The sequence below is a fragment of the Bartonella mastomydis genome (genome assembly GCF_900185775.1).
Lineage (GTDB): Bacteria > Pseudomonadota > Alphaproteobacteria > Rhizobiales > Rhizobiaceae > Bartonella > Bartonella elizabethae.
Genome location: NZ_LT883138.1, coordinates 173,364 through 192,689, shown reverse-complemented (window position 1 = coordinate 192,689; position 19,326 = coordinate 173,364). Strand labels below are relative to the sequence as shown.

Below are 19,326 nucleotides of genomic sequence, written 5' to 3'. Positions count from 1 at the left end.
AATATATAATACTTCATTCGCCAAGCTTCCTTAAAGCAGATGCAGTTTTTATCCAAAAAGCTTTTATCTACGAGAGATATGTCTATTCAAATAGAATCTATAGAGCTGTTTATTAAGCCTTCATAAAGTTCTTGGAAAATAATATTAATGTTGTAGTATAATCCTAAAAATAAAATCTGCCCTTTCCTTTTTCATCAAAAGCGGTAAGTAAATTACCGTATATCGCTTACATAAAGGGGAAACTGCAATGCTTAAAGAATTCAAAGAATTTGCCCTAAAAGGTAATATGATTGATCTTGCTATTGGTGTGATTATCGGAGGCGCTTTTGGTGGCTTAGTCAATTCAATTGTCAATGATATTTTTATGCCCATCATTGGACTTGTTACAGGTGGAATTGATTTTTCTAATATGTTTATTCAACTTGCTGGTGAAAAACAAGCGACTTTGAGTGCCGCCAAAGCAGCGGGAGCAACCATTAGCTATGGGCACTTTATCACTTTATTGATTAATTTTCTCATTATTGCTTGGGTTCTTTTTTTCTTTGTTAAAGCTATGAATAAAATCCGTAGAAAAGAAGAAGGAGAAAATCCCCCAAAAGCCTCTTCAGAAGAACAACTTCTAACAGAAATTAGAGATCTCTTGGCTAAAAAAAAGTAAACTTATGAGAGGATTAACCTCACGAAACACAAGGAAAAAACATTTCCACAGTCGTTCCATGGTTGGGTTTTGAGAACAATAAAAATTCTCCCCCATTTTCTTCCACCATTGCCTTACACATTGGGAGCCCTAAGCCTGTACCCATAAAGGCACTGTCACCAGATCGACCATCTTTTCGCTCTATTTGACCATAAGGTTGTAGGGCCTGTACAATTTCTTCTTCGCTCATTCCTATACCATTATCACTCACTGAAATTTTTACGCGCTCTTTTCTATAAGAAACATGAACAATAATCTGACCACCCAGAGGTGTAAAACGAATAGCGTTGGAAAGAAGATTCCATATAATCTGGCGAAACATTTGTTGTGATACAGGAATAAATGGAACATGCGGTGGAGCAACAATGCGCATGATAATGCCGTTATGATTGGCTTCTGTTTCAAGAAAAGCGATCGTCGCACGTAAACAAGATATCACATCAAATGTTTCAGAAATAAGGGAAGAATCAATCTGATTATTGGAACCAGAGTAATTATTCTTCGAACATTCTAGTAATTGATTAATGAGTGATAATATATGTTTTCCAGAGGAGATAATATCGCGCAAATATCCATGATAACGTTCATTGTCTATCGAACCAAAACGCCCCTCTCTCATAATTTCTGCAAAACCAATAAGAGCATTCAAAGGTGTTCGTATTTCATGAACAACTCCAACGATTTTATTCTCTTCTGCTTTTTTTTCTTCTGATAGAGCTGTTTTTGTCATATCATGCAACATAACAGCATAATTGCCTTGCTGTGCCAAAAATACAATCGTTATAAGAACGGTTCTATTTTTATGACTTTTCGTCATTAAATCAGCTGTTTCATTGCACTTTAAAACCTGATTTTTCCTCTTCATACGGATTAATTTAAAATATTTTTCAACCAAAAATCGGCTTTGCAAAGTAAAGAGGGAAGAGAGTGGCTGTCCTCGTAGTTCATTTATTTCATAACCCATTAATGCTAAAACAGCCTTACTTGCCGATTGAATAAAACCCTGTTCATCTAACCATAAAACACCATCTGTTGCTGTCTCCAACAATGATAAAACTGCAGCGGGTTCTTTTATGAGAACTTGTTCTATCGCATTTACTAGCAATGTTTGTGGATGTGATAACTGAACAGCTGTTTCTTCAACAAAATTCTCTTCTTTTACTGATGAATTCAATTCATCTCGTAATTGCTCTGCAATCTCACGAAAAGCTGAGCGTTCTATCTCCGTAAGACATGGCATTTCCGTCTCCAGCTTTTCGTCTCTTTTTTCTTGAACTCTTTCTTGTATTTTTAAAACACCAAAGCCACGAAACCCCTTAAGTTGCTTTTTAACATCAAAAATTGGTAAAGCCGACAATTCAACATCAAGCCATTGTGAACAACCATCAACAGGCCATTGAACAATCTCTTTACTCCACGACATAGCTGCTTCAATAAAACGACTGAGAACCTGATATCGATCATCATTAAATTGATGAGCAAGCTCATGAAAACTACATCCTAGAATAGAGGAAGAGAGAGGCCCAACAACTTCAGCTAGCTCTTTTGAAACTTCACAAAATAAACCATTGTGATCGATTTTCCACGTAAAAGGTCGAGGCAAAAGCTCTGGTGTAAAACAAAAGGCTTCTTGCTTACACTCTAATTCACTTGTACTTAACTCATCTGCTTTTAATGACATAACTAAAACTAAAAAAGTGTTGGATTAAATCTCAAACGGATAATGTTCATTGATTAAAAAATACCTGCTCTCGTTAAAATAACTGAATATCTCATTATCAATTATCTGTAGCAAAATTTTGACTGTTTCACCAACAAAACAAGAGTAAAAAGAATCTTCTAATTCACCTATTATTGTAATAAAGCTTGTTACAAAGGAAAATGCCCCTCACATAAAATAGTACTCTCAGAAGAATATACTTGCGTATTCATACACCTGTCTTAAAGAGACATCTTGTTCCAAACTTATTTTATTATATCGACATCAGTAAATGTCGTAATGTAAAAGCCCCCATCACGGATATCAAGGGATTATGCTTTACCTTTTTATCCTTCTAAAAGAACTCGCTTGCATTATTATTACACGCGTCTAGTCCATAATATAGCCAATGGTTCTTATGTTTGAAAATGTTCATTAAAAGGTATTTTTATTCCTTTTAAACGTTTTGTACCCTCCACCGCTTTTACTATGATGGACAAAAAACAGTTTTGATTGTTTCAATGTAAACAGATTTGAGACGAGAAAATTTTATGATACTTGAAACTTTTATTCAATAGGAATAAAGATAAATTATTATTACAATTCAATATATTATATTATAAAAATCCGAAATTAAAAATTTCTTTTTTCAAATAAAGTTTCCCGTCACAACACCTTATCTTGCGCCAAAACATCAAATGATCATAAATTCAGCGTAGCATTTTAAAGCATCACAGATCTTTGGGAACTCTTCTTATGATGTTTCCCAGAATACTTCAAAGCCCCTTTTTTCATAAAAACCGCTATAGAAAAAAACAAAAAATATACCACTTTAATACTTGATCAAAGAATCTTTTTGTAATCAGAAAAAAGAACAAAAATCATCTGTTCTCCTATAAAGATTTATTTCATTTCCTTACATTCAAGGCCCTCTAGAAATGTTAAAAACATCTCCGCCCTTTTGTATCAGCCTATTCTCCCCATGAACAGTTAAAAGGTTATTTTGTTATTCTCTACTCAATTTTTTAATAAGGATCTCAAAAAAATAAATAGATGGTCGCATCTGACTTGAAAAAATAAAACACGTATTTTCTCTTTAAATAATTACTGTCAGATATTTAAAAAAATCGCATATTTTTAAATGTGCTCGTTTATTTTCCTTCATTGATTAAAATTTCACGTTTACCAACGTGATTAGCGGCTCCCACAATGCCTTTTTCTTCCATACGCTCAACAAGAGAAGCTGCTTTATTATAGCCGATTGAAAGTCGGCGCTGGATATAAGATGTTGAACATTTTTTATCACGCATAACAATCTTTACAGCTTGGTTATAAAGTTTCTCACTCTCTTCATCAAAATTTTCTTCCTCAGAAACTTCAGCCGTTGAATCAGCAGTAATATCCTCATCGTTTTCGTCTTCATTATCTGTGACCGTTGCTAAATAATCGGGTTTTCCTTGCATTTTAAGATGTGCAACAACCGATTCAACTTCTTCATCAGAGACAAAAGGTCCATGAACGCGCACAATGCGCCCCCCACCTGCCATATGAAGCATATCTCCTTGACCTAAAAGCGTTTCAGCCCCTTGTTCACCTAAAATCGTACGACTATCAATTTTTGATGTGACCTGAAAAGAAATGCGGGTAGGAAAGTTTGCTTTAATTGTCCCCGTGATAACATCAACAGAAGGACGCTGCGTTGCCATAATCAGATGGATACCTGCCGCACGCGCCATTTGCGCTAAACGCTGAATGGCATTCTCAATTTCCTTCCCCGCCACCATCATGAGATCAGCCATCTCATCAACAATCACGACAATATAAGGCAGCTGTGTAAGATCCATAGCTTCTTCATGATAAAGCATTTCCCCTGTTTCTTTATCAAAACCCGACTGTACAGTACACATGATCGTTTCGCCTTTTTGAGCCGCAAGTGCAACGCGTGCATTAAAACCATCAATATTACGCACACCTAATTTCGCCATTTTGCGATAACGCTCTTCCATTTCTCGAACCGCCCATTTTAAAGCGGTAACCGCTTTTTTAGGATCTGTTACAACAGGTGTTAAAAGATGTGGAATGCCATCATAAACAGAAAGCTCTAACATTTTAGGATCAACCATGATCAAACGACACTGCTGGGGCGTCATCCGATAAAGAATCGACAAAATCATTGTATTAATTGCAACAGATTTTCCTGACCCAGTTGTTCCTGCTACCAATAAATGAGGCATTTTTGCTAATTCTGCAATAACAGGTTCCCCATTAATCCCTTTCCCCAAAGCAAGAGCAAGTTTAAATTCACTTTCACGAAAAGAACGGGTTTGGATTAATTCCCGTAAATAAACAGTTTCACGAACCGCATTAGGCAACTCAATCCCAATAACATTGCGTCCAGGAATGACAGCAACGCGTGTGGAAATAGCAGACATAGAACGTGCAATATCATCAGAAAGATTAATAACACGCGATGACTTTACACCCGCAGCGGGCTCAAATTCATACATTGTTACCACGGGTCCCGGATGAACATGGATAACTTCACCCTTAATGCCAAAATCTTCCAAAACACTTTCCAAAAGTCCAGCACCACGTTCTAATGTTTCCTGAGGAATCATCGTCCCTTCATGAAAAACAGGTTTCTGTAATAAACTAATCGGAGGAAATTCATAAACATCACAGTCAATAGATTGAATATTTTTCATAAAAGAAGAATTATGATTGCCTAAGGGTGCGCGGGTAGATTGTAATGCTTTCATTTTACCGTTTGCTTGCATCACAGACAATTCTTTTGAATTCTTTGTAGCATCCTTTGTTTGACAATCAAAAGTGTTATGGGCGGCACTATTATGAGTTTCTTCAGTCTCTATAGCATCCCTAGTGTCACTTAGCACTTCAGTATCATTTAACATATGAGCAGAATTTTCAACAGAAAACTTAGAATGACATTCTTTAGAATCCTTCATAGGATCATTATTCGTATTCATTAAATCAGAAATTTGCTCAACGCCTCTCATCCTTTCCGCTGGAGAGTCTGATGTAATTGAATCATAGAGTTGCGGAAAGCGGTATTCAAGAACACGGTAAAGAGCCGTTATTGACTCATCAAAAACAGAAGGAACATCCAGTGTATCAGGTGTCGTTTCATTTGTGGTATCAATCGATGTGCCATCCTCTTTTGAAGTTTGAGTATCCACAGGTTCAAATATCAAAGATCCACACTCAAAAAATGCATCATCGGAAAGGTGCAAAGCAGGCTTTATTTTTTGTAGCTCATTTTTCACGTGTAATTCATGCTCTGGTTTATTTTCCTCAAGGGGAATATTGGCTGATGGTATGCTAATAGCTTGCTGCGACAACTGCTTTAAAACTGTTGAATGACAAACTGAGGTTTTATTCTCTATCGATTGGGGATTAATGACTTTTTTTGTCGATGGAATATTTGTTGTTTTCTTTTTAGAATGCACAACATCTGTAATTTTTTTTCGATCTTGCTTCGTAAAAATTTTAAACTGTTTTGCAAAAACTGGATCTGTTTCTATACGACGACGTAAAATCTCAACTTCTGGGGTTCGTGTAAAGCGGACATTTTTTCCTAGGGTAAATGCCTTTTTCCACACTTCCGGATAAGGAAATATCTCTGTAATCTTAATAGATAAATCTTCTCTTGATGCATCTTTCGTACCATCATCAGACAAAGAAGACGTAGAAATAGATTTTGTTTTTGAATTATGCATGGGCACCCAACAAATTTATAGCAATGAGAAAAATAACCTTTTCAAAAAGAATTTATAGAAGCTATCATATGAAGGTTAATAACCTTTTGCTGATGGTTACTTTTTAATGAAAAAAAATGATGACCAAATGCATAATATTTTCTTTTAAAGTTTATGACAGAAATTGCTAAGGTTGATAGTGTCTTATCGCACCTATTCCATTTATTTTGAAGAAAATTTCATGACAAAAAGTGTCAAGAAAGTTGTCTATACCTCTCTTCCTCTCCCATTTTATAAAAACGATGTGTCCCAATAATACAAACAGTTATAGAAGCATTGCTCTATTTAACGCTTCATATTTGATGATCATAACACAATCTCATTTCTCGCGTTTTTATAAGATTATCCTTGTTATCTTCATTTAAAAAGGCTTAGACTAGGATAATCATAATTACATAAACATAAATAGAAAAAAGGGAGTGAATGATGTTTAATAAGCGGAAATTTTATGTCAATGGTCTATGGGATGATCCAAGTACGCCTCACGATTTTGACGTCATTAATCCATCAACAGAAGAAGTTTGTGCTGTCATTAGCCTTGGAAGCACAAAAGATGCTGATAAAGCAATTAATGCAGCAAAAGAAGCGTTTCCAAAATGGAAAACCACTTCACCAAGCGAACGTCTTGGATTCGTTGAAAAAATTTTAGAGATCTATGAAAAACGTTCCAAAGACATGGCTAAAACCATTTCAATGGAAATGGGAGCACCGATTGATATGGCGTTTAATGCGCAAACCGCAGCCGGCGGTTCCCACATTCGTGATTTTATCGAAGCTTATAAAGAGTTTTCGTTCCAAGAAACGTTAATAAAGGGAAATGAACACGCAATCCTTCACTACGACCCTATCGGCGTCGTAGGATTAATTACGCCATGGAATTGGCCTATGAACCAAGTGACTCTTAAAGTTATCCCAGCTCTCTTGGCGGGCTGTACCATGGTGCTAAAACCCTCTGAAATTGCGCCTCTTTCTGCTATGCTTTTTGCTGAATTTTTAGATGAAGCCGCGCTTCCTGCCGGCGTTTTTAATTTAATCAATGGGGATGGCGCAACTGTTGGTTCTTACCTTTCAGCACATCCAGATCTAGAAATGATCAGCTTTACTGGTTCAACCAGAGCAGGAAAAGATATTTCTAAAAATGCCAGTGCCACTTTAAAAAGAGTCTGTCTGGAACTTGGAGGAAAAGGCGCAAATATCATCTTTGCTGATGCCGACTCAGATGCTATCCAGCGGGGTGTGCGACATTGCTTTTATAATAGTGGACAAAGTTGTAATGCACCGACTCGTATGCTTGTGGAACAGAACATCTATGACAAAGCCATAAAAATAGCCAAAGATATTGCAGAAACCACAAAAGTAGGACCAAACTGCCAAGAAGGTAATCATATTGGACCTGTTGTTTCAAAAAAACAATATGACAAAATTCAAGATCTTATCCAATCGGGCATTGATGAAGGGGCAACTCTTGTTGCAGGCGGAACCGGTTTACCTATAGGGATGGAACGCGGTTATTATGTCCGTCCAACAGTCTTTGCTGATGTAAAACCTCATATGCGTATTTTCAAAGAAGAAATCTTTGGTCCAGTTCTCTCGATTCTTTCCTTTAGGACAGAAGAAGAAGCCATCGCTTTAGCAAATGATACTGAGTATGGTCTTACAAACTATATTCAATCGCAAGATCGCAACAAATGTCGTCGTATTGCGGCACAAGTACGCTCTGGTATGGTAGAAGTTAACGGACATGGATTACCTGATGGGAGCTACTTTGGAGGTGTAAAATTCTCTGGGCGCGCTCGTGAAGGGGGACATTGGGGAATTAAAGAATTTCTCGATAGCAAAGCAATTTCATACTGGTAAAAATCTTATTAAAAACTTAATAGGAATCGTATGGTTATACAGAAAATAACGGATGAAGGTGCTCTTGGACAACGTCTTGATCAGTGGCTTGCAAAACAATATCATACTGTGCTCTCACGTTCGCGTTTGCAAACCCTCATCCGTGAAGGCTGCCTTAAAATTGATGGTCAATTCATAAAGGAACCAAAAACAAAATTAAAATCTAACCAAATAATTGAATTGGCAATGCCTGACCTTCGTGACGCAGAACCTAGCGCTGAAGCCATTGCATTGGACATCCTTTTTGAAGATGATCATGTCATTGTTATTAATAAACCAGCGGGTCTTGTTGTTCATCCTGGCAATGGTAATTGGACTGGTACGTTGGTTAATGCCCTTATTTATCACTGTGGGAATAGTTTATCTGGTATCGGTGGTGTTAAGCGCCCAGGCATTGTCCATCGGCTTGATAAAAATACAAGCGGTGTTATGGTCGTTGCAAAAAATGATCTGGCTCATAAAAGTCTCAGTGCTCAATTTTCTGATCATGGACGAACCTGCGCACTAGATCGACGCTATCACGCTTTGATTTGGGGGACACCTCACCGCAATGTCTGGACAATTGATGCATCACTTGGCCGTTCGCCCCATAACCGAACAAAGCAAGCTGTTGTCGATAACCAAACCCCTCATGCTCGTCATGCCGTTACACATTTTTCACTGCTTGAAAAATATGGTACTCGCGAAGACTCAACCTCTTTTGCTAGTCTTCTGGAATGTCGTCTGGAAACCGGACGTACCCATCAAATCCGTGTTCATATGGCACATATCGGACATCCACTCGTCGGTGATACGGTTTATGGAAATGCTTTTAAAACAAAATCAAACACTCTTAATCCCACTCTGAAAAATGCAATCGACCAATTCAACCGACAAGCACTCCATGCCGCAAGTCTTACTTTTAAACATCCTTCTACCGGTAAAGTTATGTCGTTTTTCGCACCGATGCCTCAAGATATGGCTACACTTATTAAGCACTTAAAAAAAATGAATTGAAACTTTTCTTCGTCTCAAGATTTCACAATAAAATATCTTTTTTTGAACAAAATTGAAAAATATGCTAAAGTGAAGTTACAAGGATAGTTCGCTATCTTAAACGTAGAATTTGCCTTATTAGGGAATTCAGATAAAAGGAGGGTGCTATATGGCCCATATGAATTTGTTATCAGTAATCACAGGTGATGGCGGATTAAACCGTTACTTAGAAGAAGTGCGTCGTTTTCCAATGCTAGAGCCAAAAGAAGAATATATGCTCGCTCAGCGTTATCGTGAGCATAATGATCTAAAAGCTGCACATAGGTTGGTCACCAGTCATTTGCGTCTCGTTGCTAAAATCGCTATGGGATATCGGGGTTATGGCCTCCCCATTGGGGAAGTCATTTCAGAAGGTAATATTGGACTCATGCAAGCTGTTAAGCGTTTTGAACCGGAGCGTGGTTTTCGTTTAGCGACCTATGCAATCTGGTGGATTAAAGCATCAATTCAAGAATATGTATTACGGTCTTGGAGTTTGGTGAAAATGGGGACAACAGCCAATCAAAAGCGCTTGTTTTTCAATCTTCGTAAGTTAAAAAATAAACTTCAAGCATTTGATAGCGGCGATCTTGATACAGAACAAGTAAAAGAAATTGCGACTCAGTTAAATGTCACAGAAGATGAAGTTGTATCAATGAATCGCCGACTTGGTGGTGACACTTCGCTCAACGCACCCCTTCGTACAAAAGAAGGAGAAAACAGCGAATTGCAAGATTGGTTGGTGGATGAATCAAACAACCAAGAACAAATTTTAATTGAAAAAAGTGAATTAGAAAATCGTCGTTCCATGCTTGTCAATGCCATAGACAGTCTCAATGAACGTGAAAAACGTATATTTAAAGCGCGTCGTTTAAACGATATACCCTTAACTCTAGAAGAACTCTCTGGTGAATTTAACATTAGTCGAGAACGCGTAAGACAAATTGAAATGCGTGCGTTTGAAAAAGTACAAAACTCTATTAGAGGTTCTGCTTTATCTCAAAGTCAAGTATAAGACTCTAAAAATTAGGTATAAAGCCAATGGCTTGCACATTTTTGAATTGGAAATGAAAAAAGCATCTGTTGGCTGTGTACTTTTAAATGAATCTTTCAAGCTTTTTGAGTTATTGGTGTATGTGCTTTATTGAATTCGTTTAGGTATAATGGATAAAAATGTATGGTGAGAAGTAGCCTTTTATCTTATTTACATCTGTGTTTTATTCTTTTGGCCAAGAACTGTTAGTTTATCTTGTTGAGTAAGCCATTTTCCAATAACTTCATTAAAAATGGACTCACCTATTGGGCCTTTTGCAAAGGTTAATTCATTTATGCGTCCATTTTTATCCGTTAACACCAAACGCATCCAATGCAATTCTCGCATCAATTGTAAATTTCGGTCGAGAAATGGATGATTCCTACTCAATGCAACAAGAAAAAAATCATCGTTAATCTTTGCAGAAATAGTTCTTGTTAAAGCTTGCCCAATGGATTGTTCACTTGCTTTAAAGGTTAATGCTTGAACATTGCTTATAGCTTTGCCTGAAAATTTATCAGAAAGAATAAAAATAAGGTCCATCATATATGCAGCAGGAAATGACCGATCGGTATTACGACGTAAAATTAAACGTAATGATAACCCTTCATCGGGAATTGTTATATCACCTTGTATAGCCATTTCTTCTGGAGCCCCCTCTACACGAGATTCCCTTATAAGCGTCCAGCGAGCACTTCCCGTTGCGACCTTTTCTGCATCATAATTTGTACGTGCCTGATAAAAAACAGCCTCCCCTGATTTTTCAAGTGATTGCAAATTGCTGGTAACAACTGTTGAGATTCCTTCTTCATCAGAAGAATCTGCCGCTTGTTTTAAACCAACATCAACTTCACTCCCATCTTCTAATAAGCGTTGTGTTAACTTTCTCTTAACCGAAAGCGCCTTTGGTAACCCATGAGAAGCTTGAAGATTTTCTTCTAACAGCTGATGATCATTTAATACAAATACACGTTCCCCAATAAAAAAAACACCAACCGCTAAAACAATAAAACTCACAACAGAAACAGCGCTTATCACAATACGCCTTTGCACCAATGATTTATTAGCACGACGTAAAGCTTGAGAAAAAATATGCGAAACAATATGCGGATTATCTTCTTGTGAAGGAGAAACCTTTAACGCATAGCGATTAATATATTCAGAAGGCACATAAGCCTCCATATTAACAGGCTCTGCCTCTGGCATATCTGATACACAAGGATCATTAAATACCTCGTTATCCTTTGGACGTGTAACAAAATCCTGCTTGCTCTTTGTATTTATCCCTGAAAATTCATTATTCTTTTGTAATATGGTCTCTTTTATATATTTTTCATCTTCATTTATATTTGTGGGATTCCACCCAATAACTGAAGAAAGCAACTTCTTTTCAACTGCTAAATATTCTTCTTCAACAGTTTCAATAGCACTTTGAAGAATCTTTCTTTGTTCATCTGCTATTGCTTGCGGCATTTTCGCTGTTAAAAATTGATGTTCTAACGTTTCGATAGCCCGTTTATAAATCCGCTTACGCACTTGTGGTGTAACATTATTTTGCGCATTAATTGCCTTTTTTAAGATTCCAACGAAATCTACCATTTCCTCTATAATCTCTCTTAAACTGAGAAAAGAAACCCCAGCCCTAAAGCCAAAACACTTTTTAGCTTCATACATTAATTGTCATTTATATTGGTGCAAATATCGTAATAGTGTAAAATGAATATGAAAAATAAACAATGTTATTTTACACCTTTCTCTTATGCGCTCTTAAAAAAGCTCTTTGTTAAAAGACATAGAAATGAACACAGAATCTATATGAAAACCTAAAAAGAATCCTCAATTTGCAAAGGGATCTGTAATAAGAATAGTATCTCCACGTTCTGGACTTGTGGATAATAAAGCTACTTTTGCGTTAATCAGTTCTTCGATATAGCGTATATATTTAACAGCCTGCACTGGTAAATCTTCCCACCTCAATGCATGGGCTGTTTTTTCCTTCCAACCTTCTAATGTTTCATAAATAGGCCTTACACGGGCTTGAGCTCCCATGGAAGAAGGTAAATAATCAATTTTTCTACCATCAAGCTCATAACCAATACAAATTTTTATTTCATCCAAACCATCCAGAACATCAAGTTTTGTCAATGCAATACCTTGAACACCACAAATTGCGACCATCTGACGCACTAAAACTGCATCAAACCAACCACATCGACGCTTTCGACCCGTTACAACACCAAATTCATGCCCACGTGTCCCAAGAAATTCCCCAATATCATTTATCTGCTCTGTCGGAAACGGCCCTTCTCCAACACGTGTAGTATAAGCTTTTGCAATACCCAAAACATAATGAATGACTCTAGGTCCCATCCCAGATCCTGTACATGCCTGCCCAGCAACTGTATTCGATGATGTTACATAAGGATAAGTTCCAAAATCATTATCGAGTAAAGCACCTTGTGCCCCTTCAAAAAGAATGTGCTTTCCTTCCCGATAGCCTTCATCTAAAAGATGCCACGTACAATCCATAAAGGGCAGAATTTTATCTGCAACTTGCATTAATTCATCATAAAGTGCCTGAGAATCAATCTCTGCAACCCCCATCCCACGACGCAAAGCATTATGATGCCTCAAAAGCCGCTCAATCTTAGCCATAAGCGTATCTTTTTCTGCTAAATCCATCACTCGGATAGCACGACGTCCCACCTTATCTTCATAAGCCGGCCCAATACCACGCTTTGTTGTCCCAATCTTTAAACCTGATAAACCGCTTTCTCGAATTGCATCAAGATCACGGTGTAAAGAAAGAATTAAGGGAGCATTTTCAGCAATCCGTAAAATTTCTGGGGTAATTTTTACACCCTGATCACATAGTTTTTTTAATTCTGCAACAAAATGATGAGGATCAACAACGACACCATTCCCGATGATTGATAACTTCCCACGAACTAAACCAGACGGTAAAAGTGATAATTTATAACTCACTCCATCAATAACCAATGTGTGACCAGCATTATGCCCCCCCTGATATCTCACCACGATATCTGCGCGCTCAGACAACCAGTCTACAATTTTACCTTTGCCTTCATCACCCCATTGTGTACCCACAACAACTACATTGGCCATAACTTTCTCCGTCGTGTTTGGTCAAAAAAAAACCAGCATCCAAAAACAAATACTTCCTTATAACGAAACCTTAGGGCAAGTGCGACTCCTCATTTCAGATTTTTCTCAATCTTCAAGAAATTAAATTTTTTACATTTATGATAATAAAGATAAACAAATACCCCAAGATTCTAAATCTTGTCATTTTTGCTATAAAAAGTAAAAAATTAGAAATTTCAATTTATGCTTTCCCCTCTGACAAAACATTCATTTTCTCTCTTAATCTTTTACAATTCATGTATATTACTCAGAAGTCGTTTGTCTGATATAAGAATACGAAAGATCATCATAATCTCTCGTATCCTTTTTCTGTTTAAAAACGCGTTGTGAAAATCACCCGCCATTATTTAAAGCTGTGCCTTTTCAACTTGGAACGCCCATTCAAGCCATTGTGTTAAAATTTCAAGGTCGGAAGCCTCAATTGTTATACCCGCCCAAATTCGAAGCCCTGGAGGAGCATCACGATACGAACCAATATCATAAGCAACACCTTCTTCAGCAAGACGATTTACAACCGCTTTTATAAAAGATATTCGCTTTTCAGTTTCTAAAGCAGTGATCACTGGATCCACAATATCTAAACAAATAGATGTGTTAGAACGCACTTCAGGATCTTTTGCCAAATATTCTAACCATGGTGTTTTACGAACAAAAGCATCAAGTACAGAAAAATTTTTCTCAACCCTTGCTCTTAATGCCGCTGCGCCTCCTAGAGATTTTGCCCACTTCAACCCATCAAGAAAATCTTCAACACAAAGCATAGAAGGCGTATTGATTATTTTTCCTTTAAAAATATCTTCGTTCAGTTTTCCATTTTTTGTCATACAGAAAAGTTGAGGCATAGGCCAAGCTGGAACATGATTCTCAAGCCTCTCAACAGCACGAGGACTTAAAATCACCATACCATGTGCTGCTTCACCTCCCAAAACTTTTTGCCACGAAAAAGTAACAACATCTAATTTTGAAAAATCAAGATGTTGTGCAAAAGCTGCAGATGTTGCATCACAAATGGTCAATCCTGCTCGCTTATCCGGAATGAAATCCGCATTCGGAATACGTACACCAGAAGTTGTCCCATTCCATGTAAAAACAACATCACGATCAAAATCAAGTTGTGTTAAGTCTGGTATTTCACCATATGGGGCTTCAAAACGACGCACATCAGAAAGCTTTAATTGCTCAACAACATCTTTATTCCATCCAAATCCAAAACTTTCCCACGCTGCCATATCAATGCCACGCTCACCTAATAAAGACCATAGAGACGCTTCAACAGCACCGGTATCTGAACCTGGCATAATTCCTATACGGTGATCAAAAGGAACCTCAAGAATCTCACGGGTTAAATTAATAACTTCAGCAAGTTTTAATTCTGCTTCTTTTGATCTATGCGAACGCCCAACTAATGCATTTTTAAGAACATCAAAAGTCCAACCAGGTCGTTTGCTACAAGGACCTGAAGAAAAATTAGTATTATTGGGACGGCTGCTTGGTTTTTGTAACATTATCATTATTTCTCCCCTTTTAGATGTTTTGCTTCCTTTATAAAGAAAAACAAATTGTTATAAAGACTTATCAAACGTCTTTTTAGAAAAAATCAAAAATGTTTTCTATTATTTCGTAGGCTTAAAATTCACGGAAATTTTGTAAAAAAATCTTTTTTAATCATGCCTCTCAATTGATTCTTTTAATTTTTTTCGTATCATCACCACGATAAGATAGCATTCTGATAATAATACACTAATGTATCACAACATACCTATCAAGTTTATTTTATGATAAAGATTCATTGATAACTCTCTAGAATAGGGAGATAAACTTATTAAAAAATCAATTATTTTTCTTTTGATGACTGGACAGAGAAAATTTTAATGTTATAACCGCACACGCTCTATATTTTTTTATGAAGCATGCCCAGATAGCTCAGTAGGTAGAGCAGCGGACTGAAAATCCGCGTGTCCGTGGTTCGAATCCGCGTCTGGGCACCACCTTTTCTGTTTAACATATTGAAATTATACTTTTTTAATTTGATTTTCTATTCTTAGTCCACCTTTTAGACCACCTTCTACGGTTTATATAATTTTACCTAATTTGTTGTTTTTACTATTTTTTTAGTGCGGAATGCGTAAATAAAAGTTGAAGAATAGGATTTTCCAGCTTGTCTCTTAATTATTGTGAGTCGAGGTTTCTTCTCGAGGTATGTTCGTTGATTCGAACACTCAAAATGCTTTCGTTTTTAACAAGATGAATTCCTAAGAAATCTTTCTAATTTCATTATAATTATTATACTTCAACGTTAATTTGATCCTGAAAATTTTCGATGATATGCGCTATATTAACGGAATTATCTATATCAAAGTTATCCAATGGGATAATTACTCTTTCTAAAAAATGCGAAAACCATAAATAAAAAATTATTGGAAGCATCACAGAAAACAATCATGTGTTTTTACAAAATCTTTTTTAATTTACATTAACTCTTTGTAAATATACAATATAATTTATTATTGGTATGTAATATGAGAGGTCTGAATATCGTAGATCTCTCATTTAAAACTTGTTTATATTCAATCAATTAAAATCACTTGCTTGCACATCGCAAGGATGGCTAGCATATGAATAGAAAACGTTTTATGAACCATCTCAGAGCCGAGAGCTATAGAAACATTGAAACTGGCAAAAATGTATGATGGTATCGAATTTCTCCTTCATAACTGAAAGATGCTCGTATCCTAATATATTATTCGTGAGGACTTTAGCATTACACCATTCACAAGCCTCGTCACAAAATAGGTGTAACGTGCTTTGATAAATGCCTTTTGAAAATAAACTCGTAAATTAACAACAATAGGTAAATCATGTTTGAGTTGTTCTCTTTGTCAGTGAAGGACATCACTCTATTAAAAAACGTGAGACATAAAAACGTAAAGCAATGCGTAATTTTCATTATTAAAAAGATATTAATGTGAGTGCTTTTGAAAGTCAGAAAACCAAATCAAAAGAAAATGACCAAACGATTGATTGCTTTATATCTATCCCACATCATTTTCTCTAAAAAATTTATGAAATTGATACTCATCCATCTTTAAAAAATTAAAAGACTTATAAACCTTCTTTCAAAAATAAAACTTACACCACTCTTTCAATAAGGTAAAAATTTTAAAATCAATTGGTAAAAAATTCAAAAATAATTATTGCAAATAAACTAATCATTCTTATTGTTTTACAAAAATAATAGTATTTTTAAAGTCCATTATAAAAATTTATTAATTCAGTATTGAACGTTTATATACTGTAAACTATTGCTAAAATAAATAATATGATTAGAATATTGATGTATATAATTATTAATTATATATAATATAAATCATGTTATTTATTATAATTATGATATAAGTTGTTTTATTACTTAAAAAAATAAATATTCTACCATTTGAATATGGAAAATATTGAATAATATAAATACATTCCTAAATTAGTATACACACGTTTTGTTGTTTCAAAAAGAAATATCATATTTTTCCAAAATACATCATGATCGCCAGGATGAGTTGGTAAAATAACTTTATTTAATAAATAATCTCTCTGCTTACTAAGAAATAAATCTGATTTAGAAATAGAATAATTAACAGTAATAGATGTTTCTCTTGGTAAAAATTTGCATTCAGATGCTTTCACAATAGACAAAAAAATTAACAATAGAGCACATATAGTAAAGAAATATTTTATAATCATTTTTATAATTTACCTCCATTAATAAATATTCATAATGAAATTAACATAATTATATTTTTGTGTCTATATTATATTTAATAAAAAATAAAAATATATATTTATAGTTAAAAATCACATATTTATAATATAAATCAAATTCTGATTATATATAATTATTAATTTATGATATTGGAAAACAAACTATGAAAAATATTATCTTTATAAGATTTTTGAATATATATTTTATAAAACAGAATTAAAATTTATAATGAATATATAAGATATAATAAATTATTTATTTTCTATATATTCTATTTCACTAAAAGATAAAAATGCTTTAGCTTGTTACTATTTGCGCTCTATCTTTCTTATGCAATGTAATACAAAGTTAAAGAATCAGAACTATCCTTTCTTGGAATGAATGAGAGGTACAGTTTTTTTAATAGTAAGCGCTATAAACGATGCAATCAGAACTTTCAAAAAACCACCAATTAAAAAACCCAATGAGCTTATTAAAACTGTCAACAAAGACACTTGTGTCATATACGCTGTCCATGGAATACCAAAAGCATAGACAACGCCTATACCACCGACAGTATTAATTAAGAATAAGAGTATAAAATTTAGTCGCTTCCAAAATAACTCAACAAATAAACCAATAAAAAATGCAGCAAAGGGAAAACTGATGAGATAACCACTCGTAACTCCTAAAAAAACACTCATTCCACCACGACCACCAGGCAACAGAGGCAATCCAATCGCAACGAGAACAAGAAAAAGTAGTGATGCTAAAGCACCTCTTTTTGCTCCAAGTATAGAGCCTGCTAGCATTGGTCCCATCGACTGAGCTGTAATAGGCACCCCTAGAAGAAAAGGAAGATAAATAGGAGGAAAAAGGCTTAAAACAGCATAAATAGCACCGAATAAAGCAATATAGACTAAATCTTTTGTATTCATTTGATTCTTCTTTCACGATCAAAAACTTGCATTATTGATGAGATATTGTATCAATAGTATCAGCATCATAAGAACGTGCTTCCAATGCTTCAGCTACTTCTGAACCCATTCTTATAGTCCGTATAATTAAAGGTATTGCAAGAGCAATGATGTTCGTATTAAGTCCCCGTGCTTGCTGTGCTTCATAGACTTCATTAAACTTTTCACTCAAAAGAGGAATAAACCTGATCGCCATAGAGAGAACCATACTCACTTTTGATGGATTTATACCCAAACAACGAAAGGGCTGAATCCCTGTTTCAATTGCATCCACCATATCTGAAACTTTTGTTGTGAATGAAACAAGGGATGATAAAGAAAAGAGAATAACAAGACGTAATATGACCTCAACTCCCATAAGCCAACCACTAAAAATAGTTTGAAATACAAATAGAAGAACTAAAAGCAATCCCATCGATTTAAACTGCTTTATCACAGTGCTAAAAGGAACCTTGGCAACTCTATAGAATAGGACAACAAATAATAAAAAGAGTCCAAGAGGTGGTATAGATGAAACCATTATTATAAAAGTTCCACATACTGTAAGAAATAATAACTTAACTCCTGGACTTAACCTATGAATAAATGTATCCTTTGGAATATATAAACCGATCATGACATTCTTCTTATATATTCCTTGATAGCAATAAAAGGTACATCATCAATTACTATCTCCCCCTTATCAAAAAGCAGCACTCTATCAAACTTTTTCAAAAGCTCCAAATCATGCGATACAACTATTACCGTTTGTGGTAATTCTTCTATCACTTGCGTAACGCGATGCTTATTTCGTAAATCAAGTAATGTTGTCGGCTCATCAAAAATAATGTAATCTGGTTTCATAGCAACCACACTGGAAATAGCAATGAGTTGTTTTTGCCCACCACTTAATAAATGAACAGCGTGATTTCTGAAATCTTGAAGTTCATAGCGCTGTAAAATTTCATCTACACGCTTCTTAATTTCGTCCTTACTAAGCTTCAAATTTTTAAGACCAAAGGATAAATCTTCTTCCACTAGGGGTAAAACAATTTGATTATCAGGATTTTGAAAAACAAATCCTACTTTACGCTTTACCGCCTTTGCATCGCACTTTGTATCAAGCCCATCAACACTTACAAAACCATGAGATGGTAATTGGAGCCCATTAATAAGACGCACAAATGTACTTTTTCCAGAACCATTCGCACCAATAATGGCAATGCGTCTTTCGGTAAGTTGTACAGTAATATTCTTTAAAACACACAACTCACCAAAGACTTGTGTCACCTTATCAAATTTTATAATTCCCAAGGTTTATTCCAATCAAACCCTTTATATTATTACCACCTTCTAT

12 protein-coding genes and 1 tRNA gene are annotated in these 19,326 nt (G+C 35.4%); 5 read left to right on the top strand and 8 right to left on the bottom strand.

The window, feature by feature from the left end; genetic code table 11:
- Window positions 1-247 precede the first annotated feature (247 nt).
- The gene (gene mscL / locus FJG96_RS04025) at window positions 248-658 is read left to right on the top strand and encodes a large conductance mechanosensitive channel protein MscL (protein ID WP_139412849.1); all 411 of its coding nucleotides are present in this window, start codon (window positions 248-250) and stop codon (window positions 656-658) included.
- 19 nt (window positions 659-677) lie between these two features.
- Here the strand turns inward: mscL and FJG96_RS04020 are convergent, their stop codons facing one another.
- Both FJG96_RS04020 and FJG96_RS04015 read right to left on the bottom strand, forming a co-directional pair.
- Window positions 678-2,378, bottom strand: coding sequence for a PAS domain-containing sensor histidine kinase (locus tag FJG96_RS04020; RefSeq protein WP_139412848.1), 1,701 nt, complete (start codon window positions 2,376-2,378; stop codon window positions 678-680).
- Between the two features lie 1,169 nt (window positions 2,379-3,547).
- The gene (locus tag FJG96_RS04015) at window positions 3,548-6,133 is read right to left on the bottom strand and encodes a DNA translocase FtsK (protein WP_139412847.1); all 2,586 of its coding nucleotides are present in this window, start codon (window positions 6,131-6,133) and stop codon (window positions 3,548-3,550) included.
- Window positions 6,134-6,598: 465 nt separating this feature from the next.
- Between FJG96_RS04015 and FJG96_RS04010 the strand changes: the two genes are divergently transcribed.
- The 3 genes from FJG96_RS04010 to rpoH all read left to right on the top strand — a co-directional run bounded on the left by FJG96_RS04010 (window position 6,599) and on the right by rpoH (window position 10,097).
- On the top strand, window positions 6,599-8,029 hold the full coding sequence (locus FJG96_RS04010) for an aldehyde dehydrogenase family protein (RefSeq protein WP_139413611.1): 1,431 nt from the start codon (window positions 6,599-6,601) through the stop codon (window positions 8,027-8,029).
- 30 nt (window positions 8,030-8,059) lie between these two features.
- Window positions 8,060-9,064 carry an RluA family pseudouridine synthase gene (locus tag FJG96_RS04005; RefSeq protein WP_139412846.1) on the top strand — a complete coding sequence of 335 codons (1,005 nt, stop codon included), beginning with the start codon at window positions 8,060-8,062 and terminating at the stop codon, window positions 9,062-9,064.
- A 148-nt stretch (window positions 9,065-9,212) separates the two neighbouring features.
- Window positions 9,213-10,097, top strand: coding sequence for an RNA polymerase sigma factor RpoH (gene rpoH, locus FJG96_RS04000; protein WP_139412845.1), 885 nt, complete (start codon window positions 9,213-9,215; stop codon window positions 10,095-10,097).
- Window positions 10,098-10,286: 189 nt separating this feature from the next.
- Here the strand turns inward: rpoH and FJG96_RS03995 are convergent, their stop codons facing one another.
- From FJG96_RS03995 to FJG96_RS03985, 3 genes are all read right to left on the bottom strand, one after another.
- Complete coding sequence (locus FJG96_RS03995; RefSeq protein ID WP_139412844.1) at window positions 10,287-11,714, bottom strand: hypothetical protein; 1,428 nt, start codon at window positions 11,712-11,714, stop codon at window positions 10,287-10,289.
- A 237-nt stretch (window positions 11,715-11,951) separates the two neighbouring features.
- The gene (locus FJG96_RS03990; RefSeq protein WP_139412843.1) at window positions 11,952-13,241 is read right to left on the bottom strand and encodes an adenylosuccinate synthase; all 1,290 of its coding nucleotides are present in this window, start codon (window positions 13,239-13,241) and stop codon (window positions 11,952-11,954) included.
- 386 nt (window positions 13,242-13,627) lie between these two features.
- Window positions 13,628-14,791 (bottom strand): phosphoserine transaminase, encoded by a 1,164-nt coding sequence (locus FJG96_RS03985; RefSeq protein WP_139412842.1) that lies wholly within the window; start codon window positions 14,789-14,791, stop codon window positions 13,628-13,630.
- 401 nt (window positions 14,792-15,192) lie between these two features.
- Here FJG96_RS03985 and FJG96_RS03980 point away from each other — a divergent pair.
- Window positions 15,193-15,268, top strand: a tRNA-Phe gene (locus FJG96_RS03980).
- Between the two features lie 2,128 nt (window positions 15,269-17,396).
- On the opposite strand, the gene FJG96_RS03970 is transcribed toward FJG96_RS03980, so the two are convergent.
- Genes FJG96_RS03970 through FJG96_RS03960 form a run of 3 tightly spaced genes read right to left on the bottom strand, consistent with a single transcriptional unit; the run spans window position 17,397 to window position 19,283 of the window.
- Window positions 17,397-17,951 carry a biotin transporter BioY gene (locus FJG96_RS03970; RefSeq protein ID WP_139412840.1) on the bottom strand — a complete coding sequence of 185 codons (555 nt, stop codon included), beginning with the start codon at window positions 17,949-17,951 and terminating at the stop codon, window positions 17,397-17,399.
- A 31-nt stretch (window positions 17,952-17,982) separates the two neighbouring features.
- On the bottom strand, window positions 17,983-18,606 hold the full coding sequence (locus FJG96_RS03965) for an energy-coupling factor transporter transmembrane component T family protein (RefSeq protein ID WP_139412839.1): 624 nt from the start codon (window positions 18,604-18,606) through the stop codon (window positions 17,983-17,985).
- Window positions 18,603-19,283: an energy-coupling factor ABC transporter ATP-binding protein gene (locus FJG96_RS03960; protein ID WP_139412838.1), complete on the bottom strand. Its 681-nt coding sequence runs from the start codon at window positions 19,281-19,283 to the stop codon at window positions 18,603-18,605. The genes FJG96_RS03965 and FJG96_RS03960 overlap by 4 nt, the downstream gene beginning before the upstream one ends.
- Window positions 19,284-19,326: the final 43 nt, after the last annotated feature.